Genomic DNA, 20,835 nt, shown 5'->3' on the forward strand with positions numbered 1-20,835 from the left:
ATCACTGCGGCAGGGTCGAGACCTCCGTATCCCACTTCTGCAGCAGGCGCTTGCGCTCGGCGCTCGATCCATACTTCTTGAAATCGTAGTCGATGAGCTTGATGGTCGACAGGTCGGGCGACAATTCGGACGCGGTGGCGTTCTTGTTCGACGGCAACTGGAACGACTTCACGTCCTTGGCCTTCGACTGCATCTCGGCGGTCAGCGCCCAGTCGTAGAACTGCTTCGCCGCTTCCGGGTTGCGGGCGCCCTTGATCAGCGACATCGAGCCGATCTCATAGCCGGTGCCTTCGCAAGGCGCCACCGTGACGATCGGGAAGCCGGCTGCCGTCTGCGCCACCGCATCATGCATGAAAACGATGCCGATGGTCGTTTCGCCGAGACCCGCGGCTTTAATCGGAGCGGAGCCGGACTTGGTGTACTGGTTGATGTTGGCGTGGAGCGCCTTCAGGTACTCAAAACCCTTGTCCTCGCCCATCAGCTGAACCATCGTCGCGAGCATTGTATAGGCGGTGCCCGATGAGTTCGGGTTGGCCATCTGAATGTGGCCCTTGTATTCCGGCTTGGTCAGATCAGCCCAGCATTTCGGCTCCGGCAGGTTGCCCTTGGCCAACAGATCCTTGTTGTAGCCGAAGCCGAGCGCACCGGAGTAAACGCCGATCGTCTTGTTGTTGGCGGCTTCCGCCTGCTTGATCGCCCAGTCGTGCAGTTCGCCCCGCATCGGGGACATATACTCCTCGGTCAGTCCTTCCTCTGCGGCCTGAAGATGAGGATCGCCGGTGCCGCCCCACCAAACGTCGCCCTTTGGGTTTCCGGCCTCGGCACGCACCTGGGCATATGTCTCGCCTGAGCTCTTGCGGGTCATGTCGACGGTGATGCCGGTCTTTTCCTCGAAGCTGGTCTTGATTTGCTGGCACCAAGCCTCGTCGGCGGCGCAATAGAGGGTGAGGCTGTCGGCGTAAGCCGAGCTGGCGGCACAGACGAGCATTACTGCCGTTGCCGCCAGACGGACACAGGTCTTTTTCATGTGCGAATTTCCTCCCATTGTTTCGCCGTCTAAGCATTGCTGCGGCGGCGACCAGATTGGGAGCTTTTGCGCCGATTTGCAAATCGAGTCGGCGGCGGCTGGAACAGGGCTGTCCATATATTCTCCCGCAACGGACCGTCCAATCCAGAGTGGTTCGAGCTTTTTCACGGGGTGGTAGCGTTCGGTTCTGGTCTGCTGCATTCTTCGGCTGAGATAACGGCATGATGGATCCCAGGGCTGCGCCGCGTCGCCTCGCTCCTTGCGCCGCCCGGGATGACGAAGTGGAGGGGTGTTTCGGCTAGTCCGCAAGGTTTGCGATGCCACCGACCGGAATTGTCGACGTCCGCTGCCGATCAATCTCGTTCGATCCGAAATGATCCTGACGCGAACTGACAGCGTTGGCTGATCGCTCAGCTAGTGAGCAAGTTGCTTGTAGAAAAAGAGCCAAAGTCTCGCTCGCTTGTTTCGCGCTTGAAGACGGGCGTCTATCGATTTGAGTTGTGTTTGACACGGGGGCAACATGGCAATAGCGTGTTGGTATCAAAGGTATGCCAAGTGATTGGTGTTCAGATCAAGCAGCGGAAGCTTTCGGACGAGGTTGCAGAACACCTCGAGCGGATGATCCGCAAGGGAGAACTGGCCGAAGCCGAGCGGCTGCCGTCGGAACGGGAACTCATGCGGCAATTCGGGGTCGGGCGCCCCTCAATCCGTGAGGCGCTGCTGCATCTGAGCAAGATGGGCCTTGTCGAGGTGAGGTCCGGTGAGCGTGCCCGCGTCACCCGCCCCACACCCCAATTCGTACTCGACGCCCTCTCAGGCCCGGCGCGACACATGATTTCGGCCCCGGGCGGGGTTCAGGACTTCCAGAGCGCACGTTTGTTTTTCGAGGTCGGGCTTGCCCGCAACGCCGCTGTGAATGCCACGCCAGAGGACATTGAAAGCCTCAAGGCGGCGCTAGAGATGAACCGGCAGTCGATCGGCGACCTCACGCGCTTCGAACGCACTGACGTGGACTTCCATTACGTGCTGGCGGTGATCACCCGCAATCGGATCTTCACAGCTGTCCATGCGGCGTTGGCCGAATGGCTGCTCGAACAGCGGCGGACGACTTTGGCCGAAGGTGAAGACCGCAAGGCCTACGCGGCCCACCGAAAGATTTTCGAGGCGATCGCCGCGCGCGATCCGGACGGGTCCGAAGCGGCGATGCGCAGGCATCTGGAATATGTGTCGAGGCGCTATCTGGAAATCGCGAGGCCCATGTGATGACCAGCTTCGTCGTCTGGGTCGATTTCCGCCTCAAGCCGGGCGCCCGAGACAGCTTCCGAAAGCTCGTTGACGCCAATGCGACCGCGTCGGTACGCAACGAGGTCGGCTGCCGCCGCTTTGACGTGACGGAGGCGCGCGGCGAACCGGACCGGCTCGTGCTCTACGAGATTTATGACAGCGAGGCCGCTTTCGACGAACACTGCCGGACGGCGCATTTCGATGAATTCAACACGCAAAGCGCGCCGCTCGTTGACACCAAATTGGTGACGATCTGCGACCTCGTTCTCGAGGCAACGCCTTGAACAAAGCATAATTGGATTGCGCCCTTCGGGGCGAAGGGGAGGGAAGCGCATGTTAGAGTCTAGTCTCAAGGGGTTGGCTGCGCACCGACGGGTCAAGCTCGGCACGCTCGTCGCCGAATTCGCGACGCCGGGAATCGGGCACATTCTGAAATCCGCCGGCTGCGATTTCGTCTTCTTCGATATGGAGCATTCGGGCTTCAGCCTGGAAACGGTGAAGAGCGCGATCCGCTATTTCGAGGCAGCCGACCTGCCGGTCATGGTGCGTGTGCCGTCGCAGGACTATCATTTCCTCGCCCGCGCCATGGACATGGGGGCTGAAGGGCTGATCGCGCCGATGGTGAGTACGGTCGAACAGGCGCAGCACATCATCAACTCGATGAAGTATCATCCTGCTGGCGCTCGCGGCGTAGCGCTACAAATCGCGCATGACCGCTACCGTCCGGGCTCGGTCACAGATAAATTCGAAACGGCCAACCAGCGCTCGGTGTTCATCTGCCTGATCGAGACCGCCGACGGCGTCAAGAACATCGACGGCATCGCGGGACTGGACGGGGTCGACTGTCTGTGGGTCGGACATTTCGATCTGTCGGTCTCACTCGGCGTTCCCGGCGACTTCGCCCATCCCACCTTCACCGCGGCGATGGACAAGATCGTTGCCGCCGCCAAGACGCACAACAAATCGCTTGGACGCCTGGTACCCAGCATCCAGCAGGGTCACGATTTCTACGCGCAAGGCTTCGATTTCATCTGTTATTCGGGTGACGTCTGGGTCCTGCACGATGCGATGGCCGACGCGGTCTCAAAGATCCGGGCCGGGTGCGAGTGAGGCGGAGGAGACGATGGCCAACGCAATGTTCAGGGTGGCGCTCTCCGGTGATTTTCGCAAGCCGGACGGCGCGTCGACCTATCCCGACTTCGACCTGGAGCCGCTGCGCAATGCGCCCGGCATCGAGATGGCGTTCCTGGAATCGAACAATCCGCTGCGCGGCGATCAGCTTGAGGACTTCGATGCACTCATCCTGCTCACCCATCGCTTCGATGCGACCAGTGTCCCGAAGAGCGGCCGACTGGCCGTCGTTGCCCGTTTCGGAGTCGGCTACGATACCGTCGACGTCGAGGCCTGCACCGCCGCCGGCATTGCCCTTGTCATCACGCCCGACGGGGTGCGGCGGCCGGTCGCCGTATCCGTCATCACCTTCATGTTGGCACTGACCGGCAAACTGCTCACCAAGGACGCGCTGACCCGCAAGGGGCCTGCCGGGTTCAATCAGCGTTCGGATCATATGGGCGTTGGTCTCGTCGGGCGTACGTTGGGGGCGCTCGGCATCGGCAATATAGGCGCCGAGGTCTTTCGCTTGGCCAAGCCCATCGATATGAATTTCATCGCCCATGACCCATTCGCCGACAGCAAAGTCGCTGCCGAACTGGGCATCGAACTGGTCGAGCTGGAGGATCTGTTCCGCCGCGCCGATGTGCTGTCGGTGAACTGCCCGCTAACGCCTCAGACCCACCACATCGTCAATGCCGAGCGGCTCGCGCTGATGAAGCGGACGGCTTACCTGATCAACACCGCGCGCGGTCCGATCGTCGACCAGGTGGCGCTGACGAAAGTGCTGCAGGAGCGCCGCATCGCCGGCGCGGGGCTCGATGTGCTGGAGCAGGAGCCGCCGGATGCCGACGACCCGATCCTCAAGCTCGACAACGTTATCCTGACGCCGCACGCGCTCTGCTGGACCGACCAGTGTTTTGCCGGAAACGGTGCTGCGGACGTCAAAGCGGTCATCGAGGTGCAGCACGGCCGCGAGCCGCGCGGCGTGGTCAATCGCGAGGTGCTTTCAAGCGAGGCATGGAAGAATCGGCTGGCCGGTTTCGCCGCCCGCTTCGGGACATAGGAGTACGAGCATTCGGCGCGCCGCCGCGCCTTCGCGGCGGCTTCACGAGAGGAATGCTCGACCGCCGCGCCCGCGGACGAGTGAAGGCAAACGAAAATGGGAGGACCAAGTACTATGAACGATCATGAAAAACGTGACTTTCAGGCAGGCCTCGAAGCAGAGGTCGACGCCTTTATGCGCGGCGAAACCACCCGCCGAACTTTCATAACCCGCTTCGGCCAGATGACCGGCATGCTGGCGGCGTCCGGACCGATCCTCGCCATGATGACGGATTGGGCGCTGGCGCAGCAGAAGCTCGAACTGGCAGACGCCGCTTCACCGCTCGGCCAGGCGCAGGCGGCGGCCATGAAGGCGTCGATGGAAGGCCCGGCGGATGGTTCCGCCTTCCGCGCCGTCGAGGCGGCCAAGGCGCATTCGGGCGTCACGCTGAACATGACCTACGAGGCAGGCCTGCAGGCTCTCGACCCGCGCAATTTCAGTGGACCGATGTGGGAGCAGCTTACGGGCATGAAGTCGAACGTGGTCGAACTGTCGAACCCGGACCAGTACTCCAAGGCCGTTGCCGAGCACATTGCCGGCTCAGGCGCCTATGACGTCCTCGACATCTCGCCAGCCTGGACGCCGTCGCTGGCCGATGGCGGCGTCATCGCACCTCTCGACGATTACATCGCCAAATACATGAACCCGGCCGACCTCGAGGACTATCATCCGCTCTACAAGGCGCTGCCGACCTACAAGGGCAAGATCTGGGGCTTCTTCGACGACGGCGACATGTTCGCTCTCTACTACCGCAAGGACATCTTCGAGGATCCGAAGATGGTGGAGGCCTACCAGGCCAAGTTCAACGCCAAGCTGGCGCCGCCGAAGACCTGGGAGGAATATGCCCAGATCGCCCAGTTCATCACCGACCAGATGGCGCCGAACGTTTATGGCGCTGGCCATTTCCGCAAGGCGGGCAGTCCCGGCAACCAGTTCGACTTTCTGCAGCAGTACCGCGCCAACGGTGGAAAACTGTTCGGCGACGACATGAAGGCCGGCTTGGTTTCGGATGCCGGCGTGAAGACGCTGCAGAACATGATTGCAGCCAATGCGGCGTCGATTCCCGGCAACAATGAACTCGACGCCGTCTCGCTGTGGGCGGCGTTCCTGACCGGCAAGGTAGCGATGATCTACTCCTGGCCGCCGTCTGGCCGCATGGCCGCGAACTATTCGCAGTCGGCCACCGCAATCAACTTCATCCCGCAATCGCAGATCGCCGGCAAGGTCGGCTACGCGGTCGTGCCCGGCAATCCTGAACATGCGACCGGCTACAACAAGGCGCTGTCGGCGGATTCGGCGAACCCCGAAGCGGCCTACCTTTTCATGCAATGGGCCTGCTCGCCACCCGTCTCGCTTGCGCGCTGCATGCTGCCCTACGCCCTGCGCGATCCCTACCGCATCTCCCACTTCAAATCCGAGCTTTACGGCGCGCTGTTCCCGAGCGCCAAGGAGTATCTGAGCAATCTTAACAACTCGGCCAATGTCGGCCTCCTCGACCCGATCATGCCAGGCGCGCAGGACTATTTCCTGAGCATCGACCGCATGTGCACAGCTGTGTGGGCCGGTGCGGATCCGAAGGCGTCGCTAGAAACAGCGGCGGCCGAGTGGAATGAGACGACCGACCGGCTCGGCGTGGATTCGCAGAAGGCATTCTACACCGAGTTCCTGAAACTGCCGGGCGCTACTGCCGACAACACGGTGGAGAAGCTCGGCATGGCGGTCACCCTCTGAGTTCGGCCTGCCTCAGGGACGCCGGCCGGCATTCTTGACCAAAATCGGTGTTGCGGGCGCTTGGTCCGCAACACCTCGTCGCAACCGCCAGGCAGGTTTTGGGATGTAATCGATGCAGCATACCGCAACCATCAGTCGCTTGAAGGCCGCCGGCGCCCCGCCACGGCTGTCGGGCTTCGCAAATTGGGCGGACCGCCACTTCAAATGGCTGCTGGTGGCGCCAGCAGTACTGCTGATCCTGGCGCTCTCGGTCTATCCGCTGCTGTTCTCGCTGGTCGTGTCTTTCATCAACTATGATTTCCAGGTGCCGGGCCACGCCTTTGTCGGATTGAAGAATTTCGAGCGCGTCGTGTTCGATCCCGTCGCGCGCTGGTCGCTTTTGCTGACAGCGTGGCTGTCGGGGATTAGCGTCGCTATCGAATTCGTTCTCGGACTTCTCGTGGCGCTGACCATGGTTCGCAGCTTTCCGGGCCGCGGCGTGATCATGTCGATCCTGATCGTGCCGCTGTTCATCAGCCCGGTCATCGTCGGCCAGGCCTGGACGCTGCTGCTGCAGCGGCCTTTCGGGCCGACCAACTACATCTTGACGCAACTTCTGGGGCAGGAGGTGACGATCGGCTGGATGACCGAATCGCCATGGCTCTATGTTTCGCTGATCATCGCCGATGTCTGGCAGTGGACACCGTTCATGTTCGTCATCCTGCTCGCCGGGCTTACCGCCATTCCCCCGAACCTTTACGAGGCGGCGGAACTCGACGGGGTCAATGCCTGGCAAGCGTTCTGGGCGATAACCCTGCCGCATCTTGCGCCAATGATGCTGCTGGCACTGACCTTTCGGCTGCTCGATGCAATCCGCATGTTCGATACTATTTTCATCATGACCGGCGGCGGGCCAGGCACGCGGACCTACACCGCTTCCTACTATCTCTACACGGTCGGCTTCACCCAATTCCATCTGTCGCAGGCGACCGCCGGAAGCTGGTTGTTCCTGATCTTCACCGCGCTCGTGGTAATGCTGCTGGTGCGACGGCTTTTGAAGACGGAGCCGGTCTGATGGCGGCCGTCGCGCCTGTCCGTCGCCCGAAACGCCGGTCGATACCGGTCGGCCGCATCCTGCTGCTCGGCTTCTTCCTGGTCTTCGTGTTGTGGCCGCTCTACTGGATGTTCAACACCTCGATCAAGCCGAGCGACGACTATCTCACCGTGCCGCCCGTCTGGTTCCCAACCGCACCCACCCTTGTCCACTATGAAGCTGCGCTGTTCGCCTATCGCGGCCTCGACGGGCTGATCAACAGCCTGATCATCTCGCTGTCGGCAACGGTGCTCTCGGCCCTGTTCGGCACGCTGATGGCCTACAGCCTGGCGCGCTACAACACCGGCGGCCAGCATCTGTCGTTCTGGGTGCTGTCACAGCGCTTCCTGCCGCCCATCGGCATCGTGCTGCCGGTGTTCCTGATCTACCGCGGCGTTGGCCTCTACGACACGCATATTGGCCTGATCATCGCCTATACGGTGTTCACGCTGCCGGTGTCGGTATGGATGATGTTCGCTTATTTCCGCGGCATGCCGAAATCGATGGAGGAGGCGGCCCTTGTCGACGGCTGCACGCGGTGGGAGGCGTTCTGGCGCGTCGCAGTGCCGCTCGCCGCGCCAGGCATCGTCGCGGCGGCGGTCTTCGCCTTCATCGCCTGCTGGACGGAGTTCTTCTTCGCGCTGATTCTGACCAGCCGCACTGCTTTTACGCTGCCAACGGTGTTTCGCGCCTTCATCGGTTTCCAGGGCGCGCAATATGGCGAGGCGGCAGCCCTGGCTATCGTCTCCCTCGTACCGTCGATCGCGCTGGGAGTACTTGCCCAACGACATCTCGTGCGCGGGCTCACGCTCGGCGCTGTTCGCGGATAGAAAGGGTCGGCATGGCCGAAGTCAGGATCACCGGCTTGCACAAGCGCTACGGCGCCTTCCATGCCGTGCGCGGCATAGACCTGGACATTCGCGACGGCGAGTTCACCGTGCTGGTCGGCCCGTCCGGCTGTGGCAAGAGTACGCTGCTGAGGACCATTGCAGGGCTGGAGGAGAGTTCGGAAGGCACGATCGAGATCGGCGGCGAAGTGGTCAACGATTTCCGACCGCGCGACCGTGACGTGGCGATGGTGTTCCAGGACTATGCGCTTTATCCCCACATGAACGTGGCGAAAAACATTGGCTTCGGCCTAAAGGCGCGAAAAATGCCGAAATCGGAGGTGGAGACGCGCGTCGCCGAGGCGGCGCGCATGCTTGGCATCACCCCGCTGCTCGGGCGCTTTCCGCGCCAATTGTCCGGCGGGCAGCGCCAGCGGGTCGCCATCGGCCGCGCCATTGTCCGCAGCCCGCGCATTTTCCTGTTCGACGAGCCGCTGTCCAACCTCGACGCGCAGCTTCGCGACGAGATGCGCGGCGAGATCAAGCGCCTTCACCAGGACATTGCGACAACGATGATCTACGTCACCCATGACCAGATCGAAGCGATGACTCTGGCTGACCGCATCGTGCTGATGCGCGACGGAATGATCGAGCAGCAGGGCGCGCCGCTCGAGCTGTTCGAGCGCCCCGCCTCGACCTTCGTCGCTGGCTTTCTCGGTTCGCCGCGGATGAGCTTCCTGCCGGGCACGCTGAAGTTGGACGGCAGCGCTGCCGCCATCCGGCTCTCCGAGGCGCTGCTTCCGGTCGCCCCCGGCCGGAGCCTGAATGGCGCCATTGACGGACAGGCGGTGCTGCTTGGACTGCGGCCAGAACATCTGACGCGCGCGCATGCTGCGACACCTGCGCAGGGCACGTTTCGCTACGACGCAACGATCGACCTGCTGCAGCCGACCGGCTCGCGCAGCTATGCGACCTTCCGCCTGGCCGGCGCGCCGGTGATGGCGGAACTGCAGGCGCACGACGTCAGTCGTCCCGGCGAGAGACTGCCGATCGACATCAACATGAACCGGGCCTCGATTTTCGACGCCAAGACCGAGAGAGCGATTTGACCACGGCAGCACCTCGAGCAATCCGCTTGTGTGGGACCGAACAGGTCGATCCGCAGTTGCGGATACTGCGCGCGGGACCCTTGTCGGTCGAGTTTGACAATGGGGCGATACGCTATGTGCGGATCGGCGGGGTCGAGGTTCTGCGCGGGATTTCATTTCTCGTACGGGACGAGAACTGGGGAACCGAGACGCCCGTTCTCGATGACCTTCAGATCGATGAAAAGCCGGATGCGTTCAGCGTCGCCTATCGTGGAACATGCGCCGGTGCGTGCGGTCGGCTGGTCTACCAGGCGCGGATCGCAGGCGGGAGCGACGGTGCGCTGTCGTTTGTGGTGGAGGCAGAGCCCGAAACTGACGTATTGACCAACAGAACCGGCTTCGTCGTGCTGCATCCGATCGAGGGTTTGGCCGGCAAGCCGGTAAAGGTGCTGCACGAGGACGGTCGCGAAAAACTCTCGCTTTTTCCGGACTACATCGATCCTAGGTGTCCGTTCACCGACATTCGCGCGCTTTCGCACGAGATCGTGCCTGGAATCTGGGCCACATGCACCATGGAAGGTGACGCCTTTGAGATGGAGGATCAGCGCAATTGGTCCGACGCCTCCTACAAAACCTATGTCCGTCCCCTGCGTCGCCCGTGGCCCTACAGATTGCCGAAAGGCGAGAAATTCACGCAGGCCGTCCGACTTCAGCTGTTGGGAACGCTCCCTGCCGGGTCTTCCAAAAACCCCGATCCATCCATCAACCTGACGATTGGCAGAGCCATCGGTCGAGTGCCCCGCATTGGCATCGGCGTCGCTGCCGACGAGGCGAAGCACGCGTTTGAAGTCGCCGAGCTCATTCGACCATTGGCTCCGCAGTGGGTGGTCTGCCAAGTCGATCTCCGGTTCGGGCACGGCCAGGATGAACTTGAAGGTTACACCGCCCTGGCACAGTTGACCGGCGCTGGCGTCGTACTTGAGATCATCACCAAGGGAACGCTCGATCCTTTCGGCGAATTGGCGCCTCTCGCGGATGCTGTCCAAAGCCTTCGCCTCAATCCAGAAGCTGTCTCCGTCTTTCCGGCGCAGGACATGAAGTCGGTGCAGCCGGGAGCACCGTGGCCGGCGATGCCCACCTTCGAGCAAAACTACGCCGCCGCCCGCCGGGCTTTCCCCGGGGTGCCGCTGGGCGGCGGCATGGCCGCATACTTCACCGAGCTAAACCGCAAGCGTCCGCCAACCGGAGCGCTCGACTACGCAACCTTCACCACCTGTCCAAACGTGCACGCAGCAGATGATGTCTCCGTAATGGAGACGCTTCAGGCTATCCCCCATCTGATCCGCTCTACCCGTGCTTTCATGGGCGACCGCTTGCCCCTGCGTATAGGTCCCAGTCAGCTAGGCTGCCGCGAGAACCCCTACGGCAAGTCCACTGCGCCGAATGAAGCGAACGGTCGCGTCTGTCTGAGCCGCATCGATCCTCGGCAGCGCGGCCTGTTCAATGCGGCTTGGACAGTCGGCTATTTCGCGGCCTGCGCGCGCGAGGGAATCGAGGCCGTCGCATTCGGCGACTTCACCGGCCCGTTCGGATACGTCTACAGGAAGGCCGATTTCGTGCAGCCGTGGTTTGACGAACAGGATGGCCGAATGGTGTATCCCGCTTTCCATGTCATGGCAGGCCTCTCAAAACTCAGTGGGGCCACCCTGCTGTCCGTGGCAACTTCCGGAGCTGACAGCATCGCGGCGATCGCGGCCGAAAAAGACGGGCGGACGACGCTGTGGCTCTCGAATATTACTGCCAAAAAGCAATCAGTGCAGCTTTCGGATACGCCGAACAGCGCCCGCATTGCTCTTCTTGCTGCCGACCAGTTCGAGCGGGCGGCAGCCGATCCGAACTTCATGGAAAGTCCCGGAAGACGGTTGGATGACCAATTCATCTCTCTTGACGCCTACGCCGTGGCGCGAGTCGATCTCCACCGTTCGTCTTCGACATAGCCCGGTGGACGGTAGATTGGTGGGGTTGATGTAGCGGAGAACAGAGTCAACGTCCGCTCTTGCGTTCAGTGTCGGATGCCCGTATGGCGCTCTTTGCTAGTTCCCGCCGACCAGTTCAAGCAGCAAGGTTCTCGGCCATTGGCGGCAGCCAGTCTGATTTGAGTTTGAGCCCAATCTTCGAAACGCTGCCCTCAAAATTTTGAATGGCGCCAGCGCCCCGGGGCATGCGGCGGGAGCACCGTCGCGCCACGCCACCCGGTTCAACGCGCCGAGGGGATAATAGCGTCACACTTGTTACTCCCACTGGTCGTTTTCCGGTGCCAAACTATTTTAGGCCCAACAACCAGCGATGAGCAGCGAATGAGCCGCGCTTCAGCGACGAGGCGCGCGCCCAGATCAGGAGGAAGCCATGACTTCAGTAGCCGAGAGCGAACGGAAAAGCGGACAGACTGCCATGCGCACGCCACCGGTGGTGTCGCCGCAGGAGTGGGAAGCGGCCCACGAGCAGCTGCTCGTGAAGGAAAAGGCCCAGACCCGCGCCCGTGACGCGCTGGCCGCCGAGCGGCGGCGGATGCCGTGGATGGTGGTGGAGAAGAATTATGCGTTCGAGGGGCCCGACGGGAAGGTGAGCCTGCTCGACCTGTTCGACGGTCGGCGTCAGCTGATCGTCTACCGCGCCTTCTTCGAGCCGGGAGTGTTCGGCTGGCCAGACCAGGCCTGCCGCGGCTGCTCCATGGTGGCCGACCAGGTCGCCCACCTCGCCCATCTGAACGCCCGTGACACCACCCTCGTCTTCGTCTCGCGTGCGCCGCAGGCGGATATCGCGCGTTTGAAGGCGCGGATGGGCTGGGAGATACCATGGTTCACGCTCACCGACAGCTTCGACGCCGATTTCGGTGTCGACGAGTGGCACGGCCACAACGTGTTCATCCGCGACGGCGACCGCGTGTTCCGCACCTACTTCATCAACAACCGCGGTGACGAGCAGATGGGCGGCACCTGGAACTATCTCGACATCACGCCGCTGGGCCGGCAGGAGGCCTGGGAGGACTCGCCCGAGGGCTATCCCCAGACCCCGGCCTACAAATGGTGGAACTGGCACGACAGCTACGCCGCGGATCCGGCAGCCGACAAGAAGTGGGCCGAGGTTTCGGAGGCCGGAGAGGCGGCGTTCCGGGAGGCGAGCACGAAGCAATGAGCCAGACCTGATCCGCTGAGATAGACGGCGGCGACGGTCGGTCTGAGGGCCGGATTGACCGTGGCGCGAAGCGCCGCTGTGAAGAGCGGTCGCGAAGTCCGGAGCCGGCGCTCTGTGCTCGCCGTAGCGCGGTCATTCGGTCGGACGGGTCCGCTCCCTGCACAACAAATTACACAAAGCGAATGAGATGCGCCCTCTGACCTTCAGTGCTCGTGCCCGCAAAGGGAGTGGTCGGACAAGGCGCGGATGACATAGCAGTCTCCGACGGTTTCGCCCGTGCAGCAGGTAGCGATACGTTCGAGTTCTTCCTCCAACTTCTGCAGCTTTGCAATTCGCTCCCGGACGGAGGCGAGCTGCTCTTTGGCGATTCTGTCTGCATCGGCGCACGGCCTGTCAGCATGTCCGCTGAGATCGATGAGCTGCCGGATCGAGTTGATCGTTAGGCCAAGGTCGCGGGCGTGACGGATGAATGCCAATCGCTCTAGCTCGGCCTTCGCGAAGCGTCGCTGATTGCCCTCTGAGCGCTCCGGCGCTTCCAGCAGCCCCATCTGCTCGTAGTAGCGGATGGTAGGAGCTTTCACTCCCGTCCGCCGCGACAGGTCTCCAATCGAATACATCCGTCATTTTCCCTCTTGAACCTCTAGTCACTAGAGCAATTAGGTTGTCTGGCAGAGAATGGCAACAGGTGAGATCATGACTGCGACTTCCGGCGAGACCCATGACCATCCCGGAGTGATCGCTCCTCCGGCCCTGGTGTTTGCAGGCTCCTGGGCCGCGGGCGTGCTTGCCGACAGGTATGCCAGCGGATGGCCGCTTCCGCCTGCACTCCCGGCGAAGGTGCTGGCAGTCCTGCTGTTCGGAGCAGGCGTCGTCTTCCTGGCGGGCGCGCTCGGGCTCTTCCGGAAGGCGGGCACCAGGCCGGAGCCGTGGCAACCGACCACCGCCATCGTAACGAGCGGAGTTTACCGGGTGACCCGCAACCCGATGTATGTCGGCATGGCCCTTGTCTACGCCGCTCTCGCGCTCGCTCTCGGCAGCCTTGTCGCTTTCACCCTCCTTCCCGCAGCCGTCCTCGTGATCCACCGCGGCGTCATTCTTCGGGAGGAGCAATACCTGGAGCTGAAGTTCGGCAGCGAGTACCGCGCCTACAAGGCTCGGGTGCGGCGCTGGCTCTAGACAGAGAATTTCGCTTGAACCACTAGCTGCTTGAACTCCTGGGAAAGCACCATGCTTGGATTGTCGACACAGACCCGTTACCGCGTCAGCGGCATGGACTGCGCGTCCTGCGCGTCCAAGATCGACACGGCGGTCCGGCGGATGGACGGCGTGGCGGACGTTTCCGTGTCGGTGACCACCGGCAGTCTGACGGTCACACATGCGGACTCCCTCACCAGCGACGCGATCGCGCGGCAGGTCTCTCGACTGGGCTACGGTGCGACGCCTTGGGTCAGGGGGGATGGCAAAGCCGCAAATGGGCAACGGGACAGTCCATCTTTGAACGAATATGCAACCGTTGCCGAGCAGTCTTGGTGGCGCTCCGGGCGGGCGAAACTGACCGTCGCCTCCGGAGCGGCGCTCGTTGCGGCCTATGCCATAGGGATTGCCTATCCGGACGGGGGCCACTGGCCGTTCCTGGCTGCCTTGCTGGTCGGGCTTGTGCCGATCGGTCGGCGCGCGGTCTCCGCCGCCTTTGCAGGTGCGCCATTCTCCATTGAGACACTCATGACGATTGCTGCCGTCGGAGCCGTGCTGATCGGGGCGACGGAGGAGGCGGCGATGGTTGTGCTGCTCTTCTTGATCGGTGAGCTGCTCGAAAGCGTGGCAGCTGGGCGTGCGCGGGCGAGCATCCAGGGACTCGCTGACGTCGTTCCGAAGACCGCGCTTGTGGAAAGGGATGGCGGAACAGTGGAGATACCCGCCGCCATGCTGGCCGTCGGCGATCTCATCGTCGTCCGCCCTGGCGACCGCATTCCGGCGGACGGGGCAATTGTCGAAGGATCGAGCGACGTCGACGAGTCTCCCGTGACCGGGGAGAGCACGCCGAAGCGGAAGTCCGAAAAGGACGCTGTCTTCGCGGGCACGATCAGCACCGACGGTGTGTTGAAGGTCAGGGTGACCGCCGCGGCCGAAGACAACACGATCGCTCGCGTCGTCCGTCTCGTCGAGGTGGCGCAGGAGAGCAAGGCCCCCACCGAGAGGTTCATTGACCGCTTCTCCCGCTACTACACGCCGGGCGTTTTGGCGGTGGGCGCGCTCGTGGCCGCCCTGCCGCCGCTGCTGTTCGGTGCCGGATGGAACGAATGGATATACAAGGGCCTAGCCATCCTGCTGATCGGCTGCCCGTGTGCGCTGGTCATCTCCACTCCGGCCGCTGTCGCGGCGGGACTGTCAGCGGGCGCGCGCCGCGGCATGCTGATGAAGGGCGGAACCGTCCTCGAACGCTTCGGCAAGATCACAGCCGTCGCCTTCGACAAGACCGGCACCCTGACGAAAGGCAAGCCTGTCGTCACGGACGTGGTCGCCTACGGGCGGACCGAGCGCGAGGTGCTGTCGATGGCTGCCGCCCTCGAGCAGGGGTCGAACCATCCGCTTGCCGTCGCCATCCTCGAGATGGCGAAGGCGAACAAGGCACCGATCCCTCCGGCCTTCGGGGCGAAGGCAGTCTCGGGCAAGGGCGTGGAAGGCAATGTCGGGGGCGTGGCGGTATTTCTGGCTTCCGCCAAGGCGGCGGCCGAGCGCGCCTCGCTGTCTCCGCACCAGGTTGCCCGGATCGAGGATTTGAACGGCCAAGGGAAGACCGTTTCGGTCTTGCTGGCGGGAGAAGCAATCACGGGTCTGATCGCCATGCGGGACGAACCGCGGGCTGACGCCAGGGCGGGGCTGGCCTCGCTCAAGGCGCAAGGCATCAGGACGGTCATGCTCACCGGCGACAACCGCAAGACCGCGGAAGCGATCGCCGCGGGTCTGGGGGTCGAGGCGCGCGCTGAGCTGCTGCCGCAGGACAAGCGGCGGATCGTCGGCGAGATGCAGAAGGAAGGCTTCAAAGTCGCAAAGGTCGGCGACGGCATCAACGACGCTCCGGCGCTCGCCGCGGCCGACATTGGCATCGCCATGGGCGGCGGCACCGACGTCGCGCTGGAGACCGCGGATGCGGCAATCCTTCACGGGCGTGTCGAAGACGTTTCGCGTATGGTCACCCTCTCGCGGGCCGTAATGGCGAACATCAAGCAGAACATTGCGGTCGCCCTCGGGCTGAAGGCGGTTTTTCTTGTGACGACGGTGATCGGCGTCACTGGCCTCTGGCCCGCCATACTCGCGGACACGGGCGCGACCGTGCTCGTGACGGCCAACGCAATGCGGCTCCTCAGTTGGGGCCGCCAGTGAAAGGATAGGCACAATGACCAGATCCGGCGTTATCTCACAGTGGGTGCGCGGGTAGCCGCGACGGTGGCCTTTGTCCGCCTCTTGGGCTTGACTTCGGCGGCGGAGGCCATCGAAGCCCTGACAACGTCGGGATGCGGCTGCTGCATAGGCTGGGCGCGCCACATGGAGGAGAGCGGGTTTGCTGCCGAACTCAAAAACCTGCCCATGGCAGACTTGATGCAGGTGAAGATCGGGGCTGGTCTGAAACCCGGCCAGACCTCCTGCCACACCGGGCAGATCGAGGGCTATGTGATCGAGGGCCATGTGATCGAGGGCCATGTTCCCGCGCGGGAGGTGAAGCGCCTTCTGGCGGAACGGCCGGACGCGATTGGGCTGACGGTTCCGGACATGCCCTACGGGTCACCGGGCATGGGCGAGGCGGGGCCGGACGCCGATCCCTATGACGTCCTTCTCGTGCGTCGTGACGGCACGACGGAAGTGTATGCGCGGTACCCCTGACGGAGGCCGGAATGTTCGGCAGCAGGTCCGGACAGTGTTGCCCATGCCTGTCTGGCCTGCTGTTTGACCACAGCCCTGGCTTCAGCCGCTGCTAGCTGCGCAGGTGCTCACGTTCCGCTATTTGCCGCAACCGATCTCCGCGCCCGCAGTTCACAGGCGACGATCCGGCAGGACGGCCGGACAAGCTGTCGCCGCGGCAGATCAGACTTTGACGAGCATAGCGGTCACATACATGAACGAAACGCCTGCCGCCAATCCCGCCATCGTGGCTGGCGCTGTAAGCGCCGCAGGGCCTCTCCCGTCCGACCTCATCAGGTACGCAGTGACCTCGACGATGACCTGCAGAATGGCTCCCGCTCCTACCGCGAGAGCCAGCGCCGACCACTGCGGCGCATAGGCCAGGCTTCCGATCCAAAGTCCGATGACGGCGGGACCGCCCGCCAGAAGCGCCAAGCCGGCGAAGGCCCACAGAGTCGGGCGCTTCTTCAGCATCGGCGCGGAAATGCCGATGCCTTCGGTGATGTTGTGCAGCATGAAGCCCAACACCAGGAAAGTGCCCAATCCGGCCGCGCCTGCCGCGAACGCAGCGCCGATGGCCAGCCCCTCGCCAAGATTGTGCAGGCCGATTCCAAGCGCGATGAAGGTGGCCAGCGCAAGTCCGGTCGGCACTCCGTCCCGGCGGCCGGCCGCCATCAGCAGGAGGAAACTCGCAGCGGCTGCGAGGACGACCATGGCCTGTCCCTGGAATATTGCGGCGGACTCGGCCGCCAGTTCGAACGCTTCGGCCGTGGCGTCGACTAACAGGAACGCCAGCAGGCCGACAGTCAGGGCGAGCAGGAAATTCATGCCGCTGCGGCCGACTCCACGCAGCGCCGGATAAAACATCATTCCGATGGCGACCGGAACGAGGCCGACTAAGACACCGAGCAGCGCCTGGGAAGCAAGGTTCCCTGCGTCCCGTGTCGGGGTCGGCACGGCGACTGCGATCTCGTGTTCGAACGTCGCCCCGGTATTGGTGACAATGTTGATGGCATGCGCCTCCCCCAGCACCCACGGGAAGGGCAGATGGATCCATGCGGTAGCGCCGCGGCCGAGCGGCCCTGCGGGTTCCTGCGTGAACTGCCAGTATGCATCGTCAACCTGGACCTGGGCGATCGTCATCGGCTCCGAGCCGCCGGCGCGGACGAGGACGCGTATGCCGTCCGACGAAAGGACCGTCCGCTCGAAAGTCAGGCTCTCCACAGGCGGAGCACCGTTCCCGAAGTTTCTGAGCGGGTCAGAGACCAGCAGCCAGGTGATCGCCAGGCTGAGGGCGGCCAGCGGCAGGATCAGCCACAGCAAAGCGGCGCGCGATTTTCCGGAGCCGACGGGAGCGGTCGGGTCGGCGGCGGCGATGTGCGAGACCTCGTTCATGCGACCGCCTCCACCACGTCGAACATGCCCGTCCAGCCGAGTTCGGTGAACTCCGACTGGTGCGGGTGGAACATGTAGAGCCCGGTCTCGTGATCCTTGTAGGTAAACTCGAGGATTCCGCGCTGCGCCTGCACCTGAGTGATCAAGTCGACCGTCCTCAACGTCGGCGTGAGCGTCGTCCCCTGTTCGAAATAATCGAAGAAGTTGGCGTGCAAGTGGAACGAGTTGATGGGATCGAACTCGACGACATTGGCCAGATAGATGCGGACTGGGCGGTTGCGGACGATCCTGATCGGCCGTTTCATGTACGCGTGTGCGACGGTATTCACCGCATAGACTTCGTTCCCGTTGTCGAAGTTGGTGTCGAAGCCGTTCATCACCATGGCGAATTCCTGCCATTCGGCGTTCTCGGGCGTGCCGTGCAAGCGGGAACGGGCGACATCGGCAAGCTCCGGATGGCGGGTCGGATCCGGGTCGATCACGAAAAGGCCGTACATGCCCTTGTGGATATGCCGCTTCAGGGGCAGCGCATGGCAGTGATAGAGATGGCAGCCGAACGGCCTGGCATCGAACTCGTAGACGAATTCTTCTCCAGGACCGATCAATCCTGCACCGGGGACGCCGTCCATCCTTGCGGCGTGGATGCCGTGGAAGTGCATGGAGTGGGGATGCGAGCCGGAGTTGCGGAAGACGATCCGGAGGTGCTCGCCTTCGGTCGCCCTGAGCGCAGGCCCGGGAACGCGTCCGTTGTAGGTCCAGGCCGGGAACATGATCCCCGGCGCGATTTCGATTTCTTTGTCGACCGCCTCGATCTCGAAAGTCCGAAGGATTCGTCCGTCGGGAAGCGTCGACACCGAGCCCGTTTCCCAGTCCGTCACCATCCGGGAAGGATCGAAGCCGTTGCGCTCGTTGTCCACCTCTCCGACGGTGATCATCGATCCGTGGGCGGCCAAATGCGCTTGAGGCGGTTCAGCGCCCGCGGCCGACGTGGCCCCATGGTCGGAATGGACCGATTGGCCAGCCGCCGTTCCCGCTATCGCCGAGCCTCCGGCCGCCGCCAGGCCGCCCCACAGCAGCCCACGCCTGCTGATCTTTTCGCGGAACCACATGCTGACCTCGGACATAACTGCCACCATAAATGCAAATGCGAATGAGTTGCATTAGCACCAATCGGATTGTTTCCCAATCGGAGCGAAGCCTGAAAAGGGCGGAGCGAAGCGGCATCAGGTGGCAAAAGATAGATCGGAGATGTTGAAAGCAGGAATCCTGTCCCAGCCCCGCTGGCGCGGCGGCTCATGAGCGATCCGTGCGCTGTTTCCGTGTTGTTCCCCAACCAGACAACCTTGCCGCGCCAGTCTTCAAGCTTCTGCGGTTCTCCTGACTCGTCAGCGAAAGCGAGTTCGCGCAAGTGCTGCGGCTCCTCGTGCAGAGCCATGGCCGTCGGCTCCTGCGCGTGCGCACTGCTGGCCACCGCGAGGACAGCAAGCACCAGCGCCGACAGGATCGCCTTCATTGCGCCTTCTCCTGCTCGCGGCGGCTCATCTCCGCCTGGTAGGTGCGTTCCCGCTCCGGCCATGTGCTCTTGATGAACGTGAGGACGGCGCGGATTTCCTCGTCGCCCAGCACTTCCCCGAATCCGGGCATGTCGCTCTCGTATCCGTTGCCCACCACGGCCCCGGGACCTTCCTTGGTTATCCGGAACAGCACCCCGTCCGGGTGGTGCCAAGTGTGTCCGGACGCGTCGTGCGGCGGGGCGGGCATGCGTCCCGACGGCAGCAGCCTTTTCCAGTCAGGCTGGCCTTCGAGGTTGACCCCGTGGCAGGAAACGCAGTGCGCGGCATAGACCTGCCGTCCCCGCGCGATTGCCGCGGCCTCGCCCGGGCGTGCTCCGAACAGCCATGTCAAGGCAAGGGCGACAACTCCCGAGAGCGCCGCCACGATGCCAAGGGCAACAGCATTCCTGCTCATTTGCGGCCGCTGAAGAACAGGTACTTCACCAGGGCCGCGGCCGCGAGGACAAGCACCGCCAGGAACAGAAGCCAGCCCAGCCCCATGCCGTCCATCATTCCGCCGTCCATCATCGTCGGCTCCTTCCGGGTTTTCGGCAGGCGGCGCTATTCGCGAGCGTAAACCCCACCCACGCCGGACTTGGTGATCTCCAGCATCTCGAACGGCGCTTCCTTGTTGCCGCTCATGCCGGGCGAGCCCATCGGCATGCCGGGCAGCGTCACGCCCTTGATGTCGGGACGCTCGGTCAGGAGCTTCTTGACCGTGCCGACGGGAACGTGGCCGCTGACGACGTAGCCGTCCACGAACGACAGATGACAGCCCTGGAACTCGTCAGAAATGCCTGCCTCGCGGCTCATTTCCGCCAGGTCGTGCGTCGCCTTGACGGTGACGTCGAAGCCGTTCTCCCGCAGGTAATCGGCATAGCCCTCGCAGCAGCCGCATTGCGGGTTCTTGTAGAGCGTGACGCCCTTCTCGCCTGCCATGGCCGGGGCAGCGGCCCAGACGAAGCACGCAAGGGCAAGGGTGTTGAGGATGGTTCGCATTTCGGTTCTCCTTTCGAGAATTGGTCAGGCGACGCGGAAGACGCCCATCATCCCGGCGGCCTGGTGTTCGAGGATGTGGCAGTGGAGCATCCAGTCGCCGGGATTGTCGGCGACGAAGGCGATCTCCACCCGCTCGCGCGGCGACATCAGCACCGTGTCCTGCCACTCGCGGTGACGGGTCGGCTTGCCGTTCCGGGAAATCACCCGGAAGGAATGGCCGTGCAGATGGATCGGGTGATGCCAGGCCGTCGCGTTGGTCATCGCGATGACATGGCTCTTGTCCTGCGCAAGCGTCAGAATCGGGTCCATGACGTGGCCTTCCGCCGCGACTCCGTTGATGAACCAGATGCCGCCGGAATGCATCATGTTCATCATGCCCCCCAGGTTGCCCATCATGCCGCCCATCGCGCCGGAGGAATCCTCGCCCCTGTTCCCCATGCTGCCGCCCATCTCCTGCATGACGATGGCTCCCATCATGCCGCCGTTGAAGGTGACCTCGTGCCGGACGGCCGATGCAAGGTCCGGCTCCGGCAGCGGGTTGGGCGGGAG

Annotated in this window: 20 protein-coding genes; 13 read left to right on the plus strand and 7 right to left on the minus strand. The window is 63.2% G+C overall.

Annotation, left to right across the window (positions count from 1 at the left end; genetic code table 11):
- Position 1: 1 nt before the first annotated feature.
- Positions 2–988: an ABC transporter substrate-binding protein gene (locus tag AC0L3D_RS29825; RefSeq protein ID WP_413468462.1), complete on the minus strand. Its 987-nt coding sequence runs from the start codon at positions 986–988 to the stop codon at positions 2–4.
- Between the two features lie 456 nt (positions 989–1,444).
- On the opposite strand from AC0L3D_RS29825, the gene nanR reads away from it, so the two are divergent.
- From nanR to AC0L3D_RS29875, 10 genes are all read left to right on the plus strand, one after another.
- Complete coding sequence (gene nanR / locus AC0L3D_RS29830) at positions 1,445–2,290, plus strand: transcriptional regulator NanR (protein WP_473630072.1); 846 nt, start codon at positions 1,445–1,447, stop codon at positions 2,288–2,290.
- Positions 2,290–2,595 (plus strand): putative quinol monooxygenase, encoded by a 306-nt coding sequence (locus AC0L3D_RS29835; protein ID WP_128246864.1) that lies wholly within the window; start codon positions 2,290–2,292, stop codon positions 2,593–2,595. Before nanR ends, AC0L3D_RS29835 begins: the two co-directional genes overlap by 1 nt.
- A gap of 49 nt (positions 2,596–2,644) precedes the next feature.
- Complete coding sequence (locus AC0L3D_RS29840; protein WP_473630073.1) at positions 2,645–3,421, plus strand: HpcH/HpaI aldolase family protein; 777 nt, start codon at positions 2,645–2,647, stop codon at positions 3,419–3,421.
- Between the two features lie 13 nt (positions 3,422–3,434).
- Positions 3,435–4,487, plus strand: coding sequence for an NAD(P)-dependent oxidoreductase (locus AC0L3D_RS29845; protein WP_473646717.1), 1,053 nt, complete (start codon positions 3,435–3,437; stop codon positions 4,485–4,487).
- Between the two features lie 114 nt (positions 4,488–4,601).
- A complete protein-coding gene (locus AC0L3D_RS29850) occupies positions 4,602–6,257 on the plus strand; it encodes an extracellular solute-binding protein (RefSeq protein ID WP_287059078.1) in 1,656 nt (551 codons plus the stop codon).
- 112 nt (positions 6,258–6,369) lie between these two features.
- On the plus strand, positions 6,370–7,311 hold the full coding sequence (locus tag AC0L3D_RS29855; protein ID WP_287242094.1) for a carbohydrate ABC transporter permease: 942 nt from the start codon (positions 6,370–6,372) through the stop codon (positions 7,309–7,311).
- Positions 7,311–8,159: a carbohydrate ABC transporter permease gene (locus tag AC0L3D_RS29860; RefSeq protein ID WP_128246859.1), complete on the plus strand. Its 849-nt coding sequence runs from the start codon at positions 7,311–7,313 to the stop codon at positions 8,157–8,159. Before AC0L3D_RS29855 ends, AC0L3D_RS29860 begins: the two co-directional genes overlap by 1 nt.
- A gap of 11 nt (positions 8,160–8,170) precedes the next feature.
- The gene (locus AC0L3D_RS29865) at positions 8,171–9,265 is read left to right on the plus strand and encodes an ABC transporter ATP-binding protein (RefSeq protein ID WP_091598167.1); all 1,095 of its coding nucleotides are present in this window, start codon (positions 8,171–8,173) and stop codon (positions 9,263–9,265) included.
- A complete protein-coding gene (locus AC0L3D_RS29870; protein ID WP_473646718.1) occupies positions 9,262–11,241 on the plus strand; it encodes a D-apionate lactonase family protein in 1,980 nt (659 codons plus the stop codon). The genes AC0L3D_RS29865 and AC0L3D_RS29870 overlap by 4 nt, the downstream gene beginning before the upstream one ends.
- A 409-nt stretch (positions 11,242–11,650) precedes the next feature.
- Positions 11,651–12,439: a DUF899 domain-containing protein gene (locus AC0L3D_RS29875; RefSeq protein WP_473646720.1), complete on the plus strand. Its 789-nt coding sequence runs from the start codon at positions 11,651–11,653 to the stop codon at positions 12,437–12,439.
- A 203-nt stretch (positions 12,440–12,642) separates the two neighbouring features.
- Here AC0L3D_RS29875 and AC0L3D_RS29880 read toward each other — a convergent pair whose 3' ends face one another.
- Positions 12,643–13,056 carry a MerR family transcriptional regulator gene (locus AC0L3D_RS29880; RefSeq protein ID WP_287342711.1) on the minus strand — a complete coding sequence of 138 codons (414 nt, stop codon included), beginning with the start codon at positions 13,054–13,056 and terminating at the stop codon, positions 12,643–12,645.
- Between the two features lie 76 nt (positions 13,057–13,132).
- On the opposite strand from AC0L3D_RS29880, the gene AC0L3D_RS29885 reads away from it, so the two are divergent.
- The 3 genes from AC0L3D_RS29885 (at position 13,133) to AC0L3D_RS29895 (ending at position 16,321) form a co-directional block, all read left to right on the plus strand.
- On the plus strand, positions 13,133–13,615 hold the full coding sequence (locus AC0L3D_RS29885; protein ID WP_473646721.1) for a methyltransferase family protein: 483 nt from the start codon (positions 13,133–13,135) through the stop codon (positions 13,613–13,615).
- Between the two features lie 51 nt (positions 13,616–13,666).
- Complete coding sequence (locus AC0L3D_RS29890; RefSeq protein ID WP_473646723.1) at positions 13,667–15,823, plus strand: heavy metal translocating P-type ATPase; 2,157 nt, start codon at positions 13,667–13,669, stop codon at positions 15,821–15,823.
- Between the two features lie 162 nt (positions 15,824–15,985).
- Positions 15,986–16,321, plus strand: coding sequence for a DUF411 domain-containing protein (locus tag AC0L3D_RS29895; RefSeq protein WP_473630078.1), 336 nt, complete (start codon positions 15,986–15,988; stop codon positions 16,319–16,321).
- A gap of 201 nt (positions 16,322–16,522) precedes the next feature.
- Here the strand turns inward: AC0L3D_RS29895 and AC0L3D_RS29900 are convergent, their stop codons facing one another.
- From AC0L3D_RS29900 to AC0L3D_RS29920, 5 genes are all read right to left on the minus strand, one after another.
- Positions 16,523–17,734 (minus strand): ZIP family metal transporter, encoded by a 1,212-nt coding sequence (locus tag AC0L3D_RS29900; RefSeq protein WP_473630079.1) that lies wholly within the window; start codon positions 17,732–17,734, stop codon positions 16,523–16,525.
- Positions 17,731–18,858: a multicopper oxidase domain-containing protein gene (locus AC0L3D_RS29905; protein WP_473630080.1), complete on the minus strand. Its 1,128-nt coding sequence runs from the start codon at positions 18,856–18,858 to the stop codon at positions 17,731–17,733. The genes AC0L3D_RS29900 and AC0L3D_RS29905 overlap by 4 nt, the downstream gene beginning before the upstream one ends.
- Before the next feature lie 385 nt (positions 18,859–19,243).
- On the minus strand, positions 19,244–19,702 hold the full coding sequence (locus AC0L3D_RS29910; RefSeq protein ID WP_473630081.1) for a c-type cytochrome: 459 nt from the start codon (positions 19,700–19,702) through the stop codon (positions 19,244–19,246).
- A gap of 146 nt (positions 19,703–19,848) precedes the next feature.
- Positions 19,849–20,286 carry a DUF411 domain-containing protein gene (locus AC0L3D_RS29915; RefSeq protein ID WP_473630082.1) on the minus strand — a complete coding sequence of 146 codons (438 nt, stop codon included), beginning with the start codon at positions 20,284–20,286 and terminating at the stop codon, positions 19,849–19,851.
- A gap of 24 nt (positions 20,287–20,310) precedes the next feature.
- On the minus strand, positions 20,311–20,835 hold a 525-nt coding region (locus AC0L3D_RS29920; protein WP_473646725.1), incomplete at its 5' end, for a multicopper oxidase domain-containing protein.

The sequence above is a fragment of the Mesorhizobium sp. WSM4837 genome (assembly GCF_055811435.1).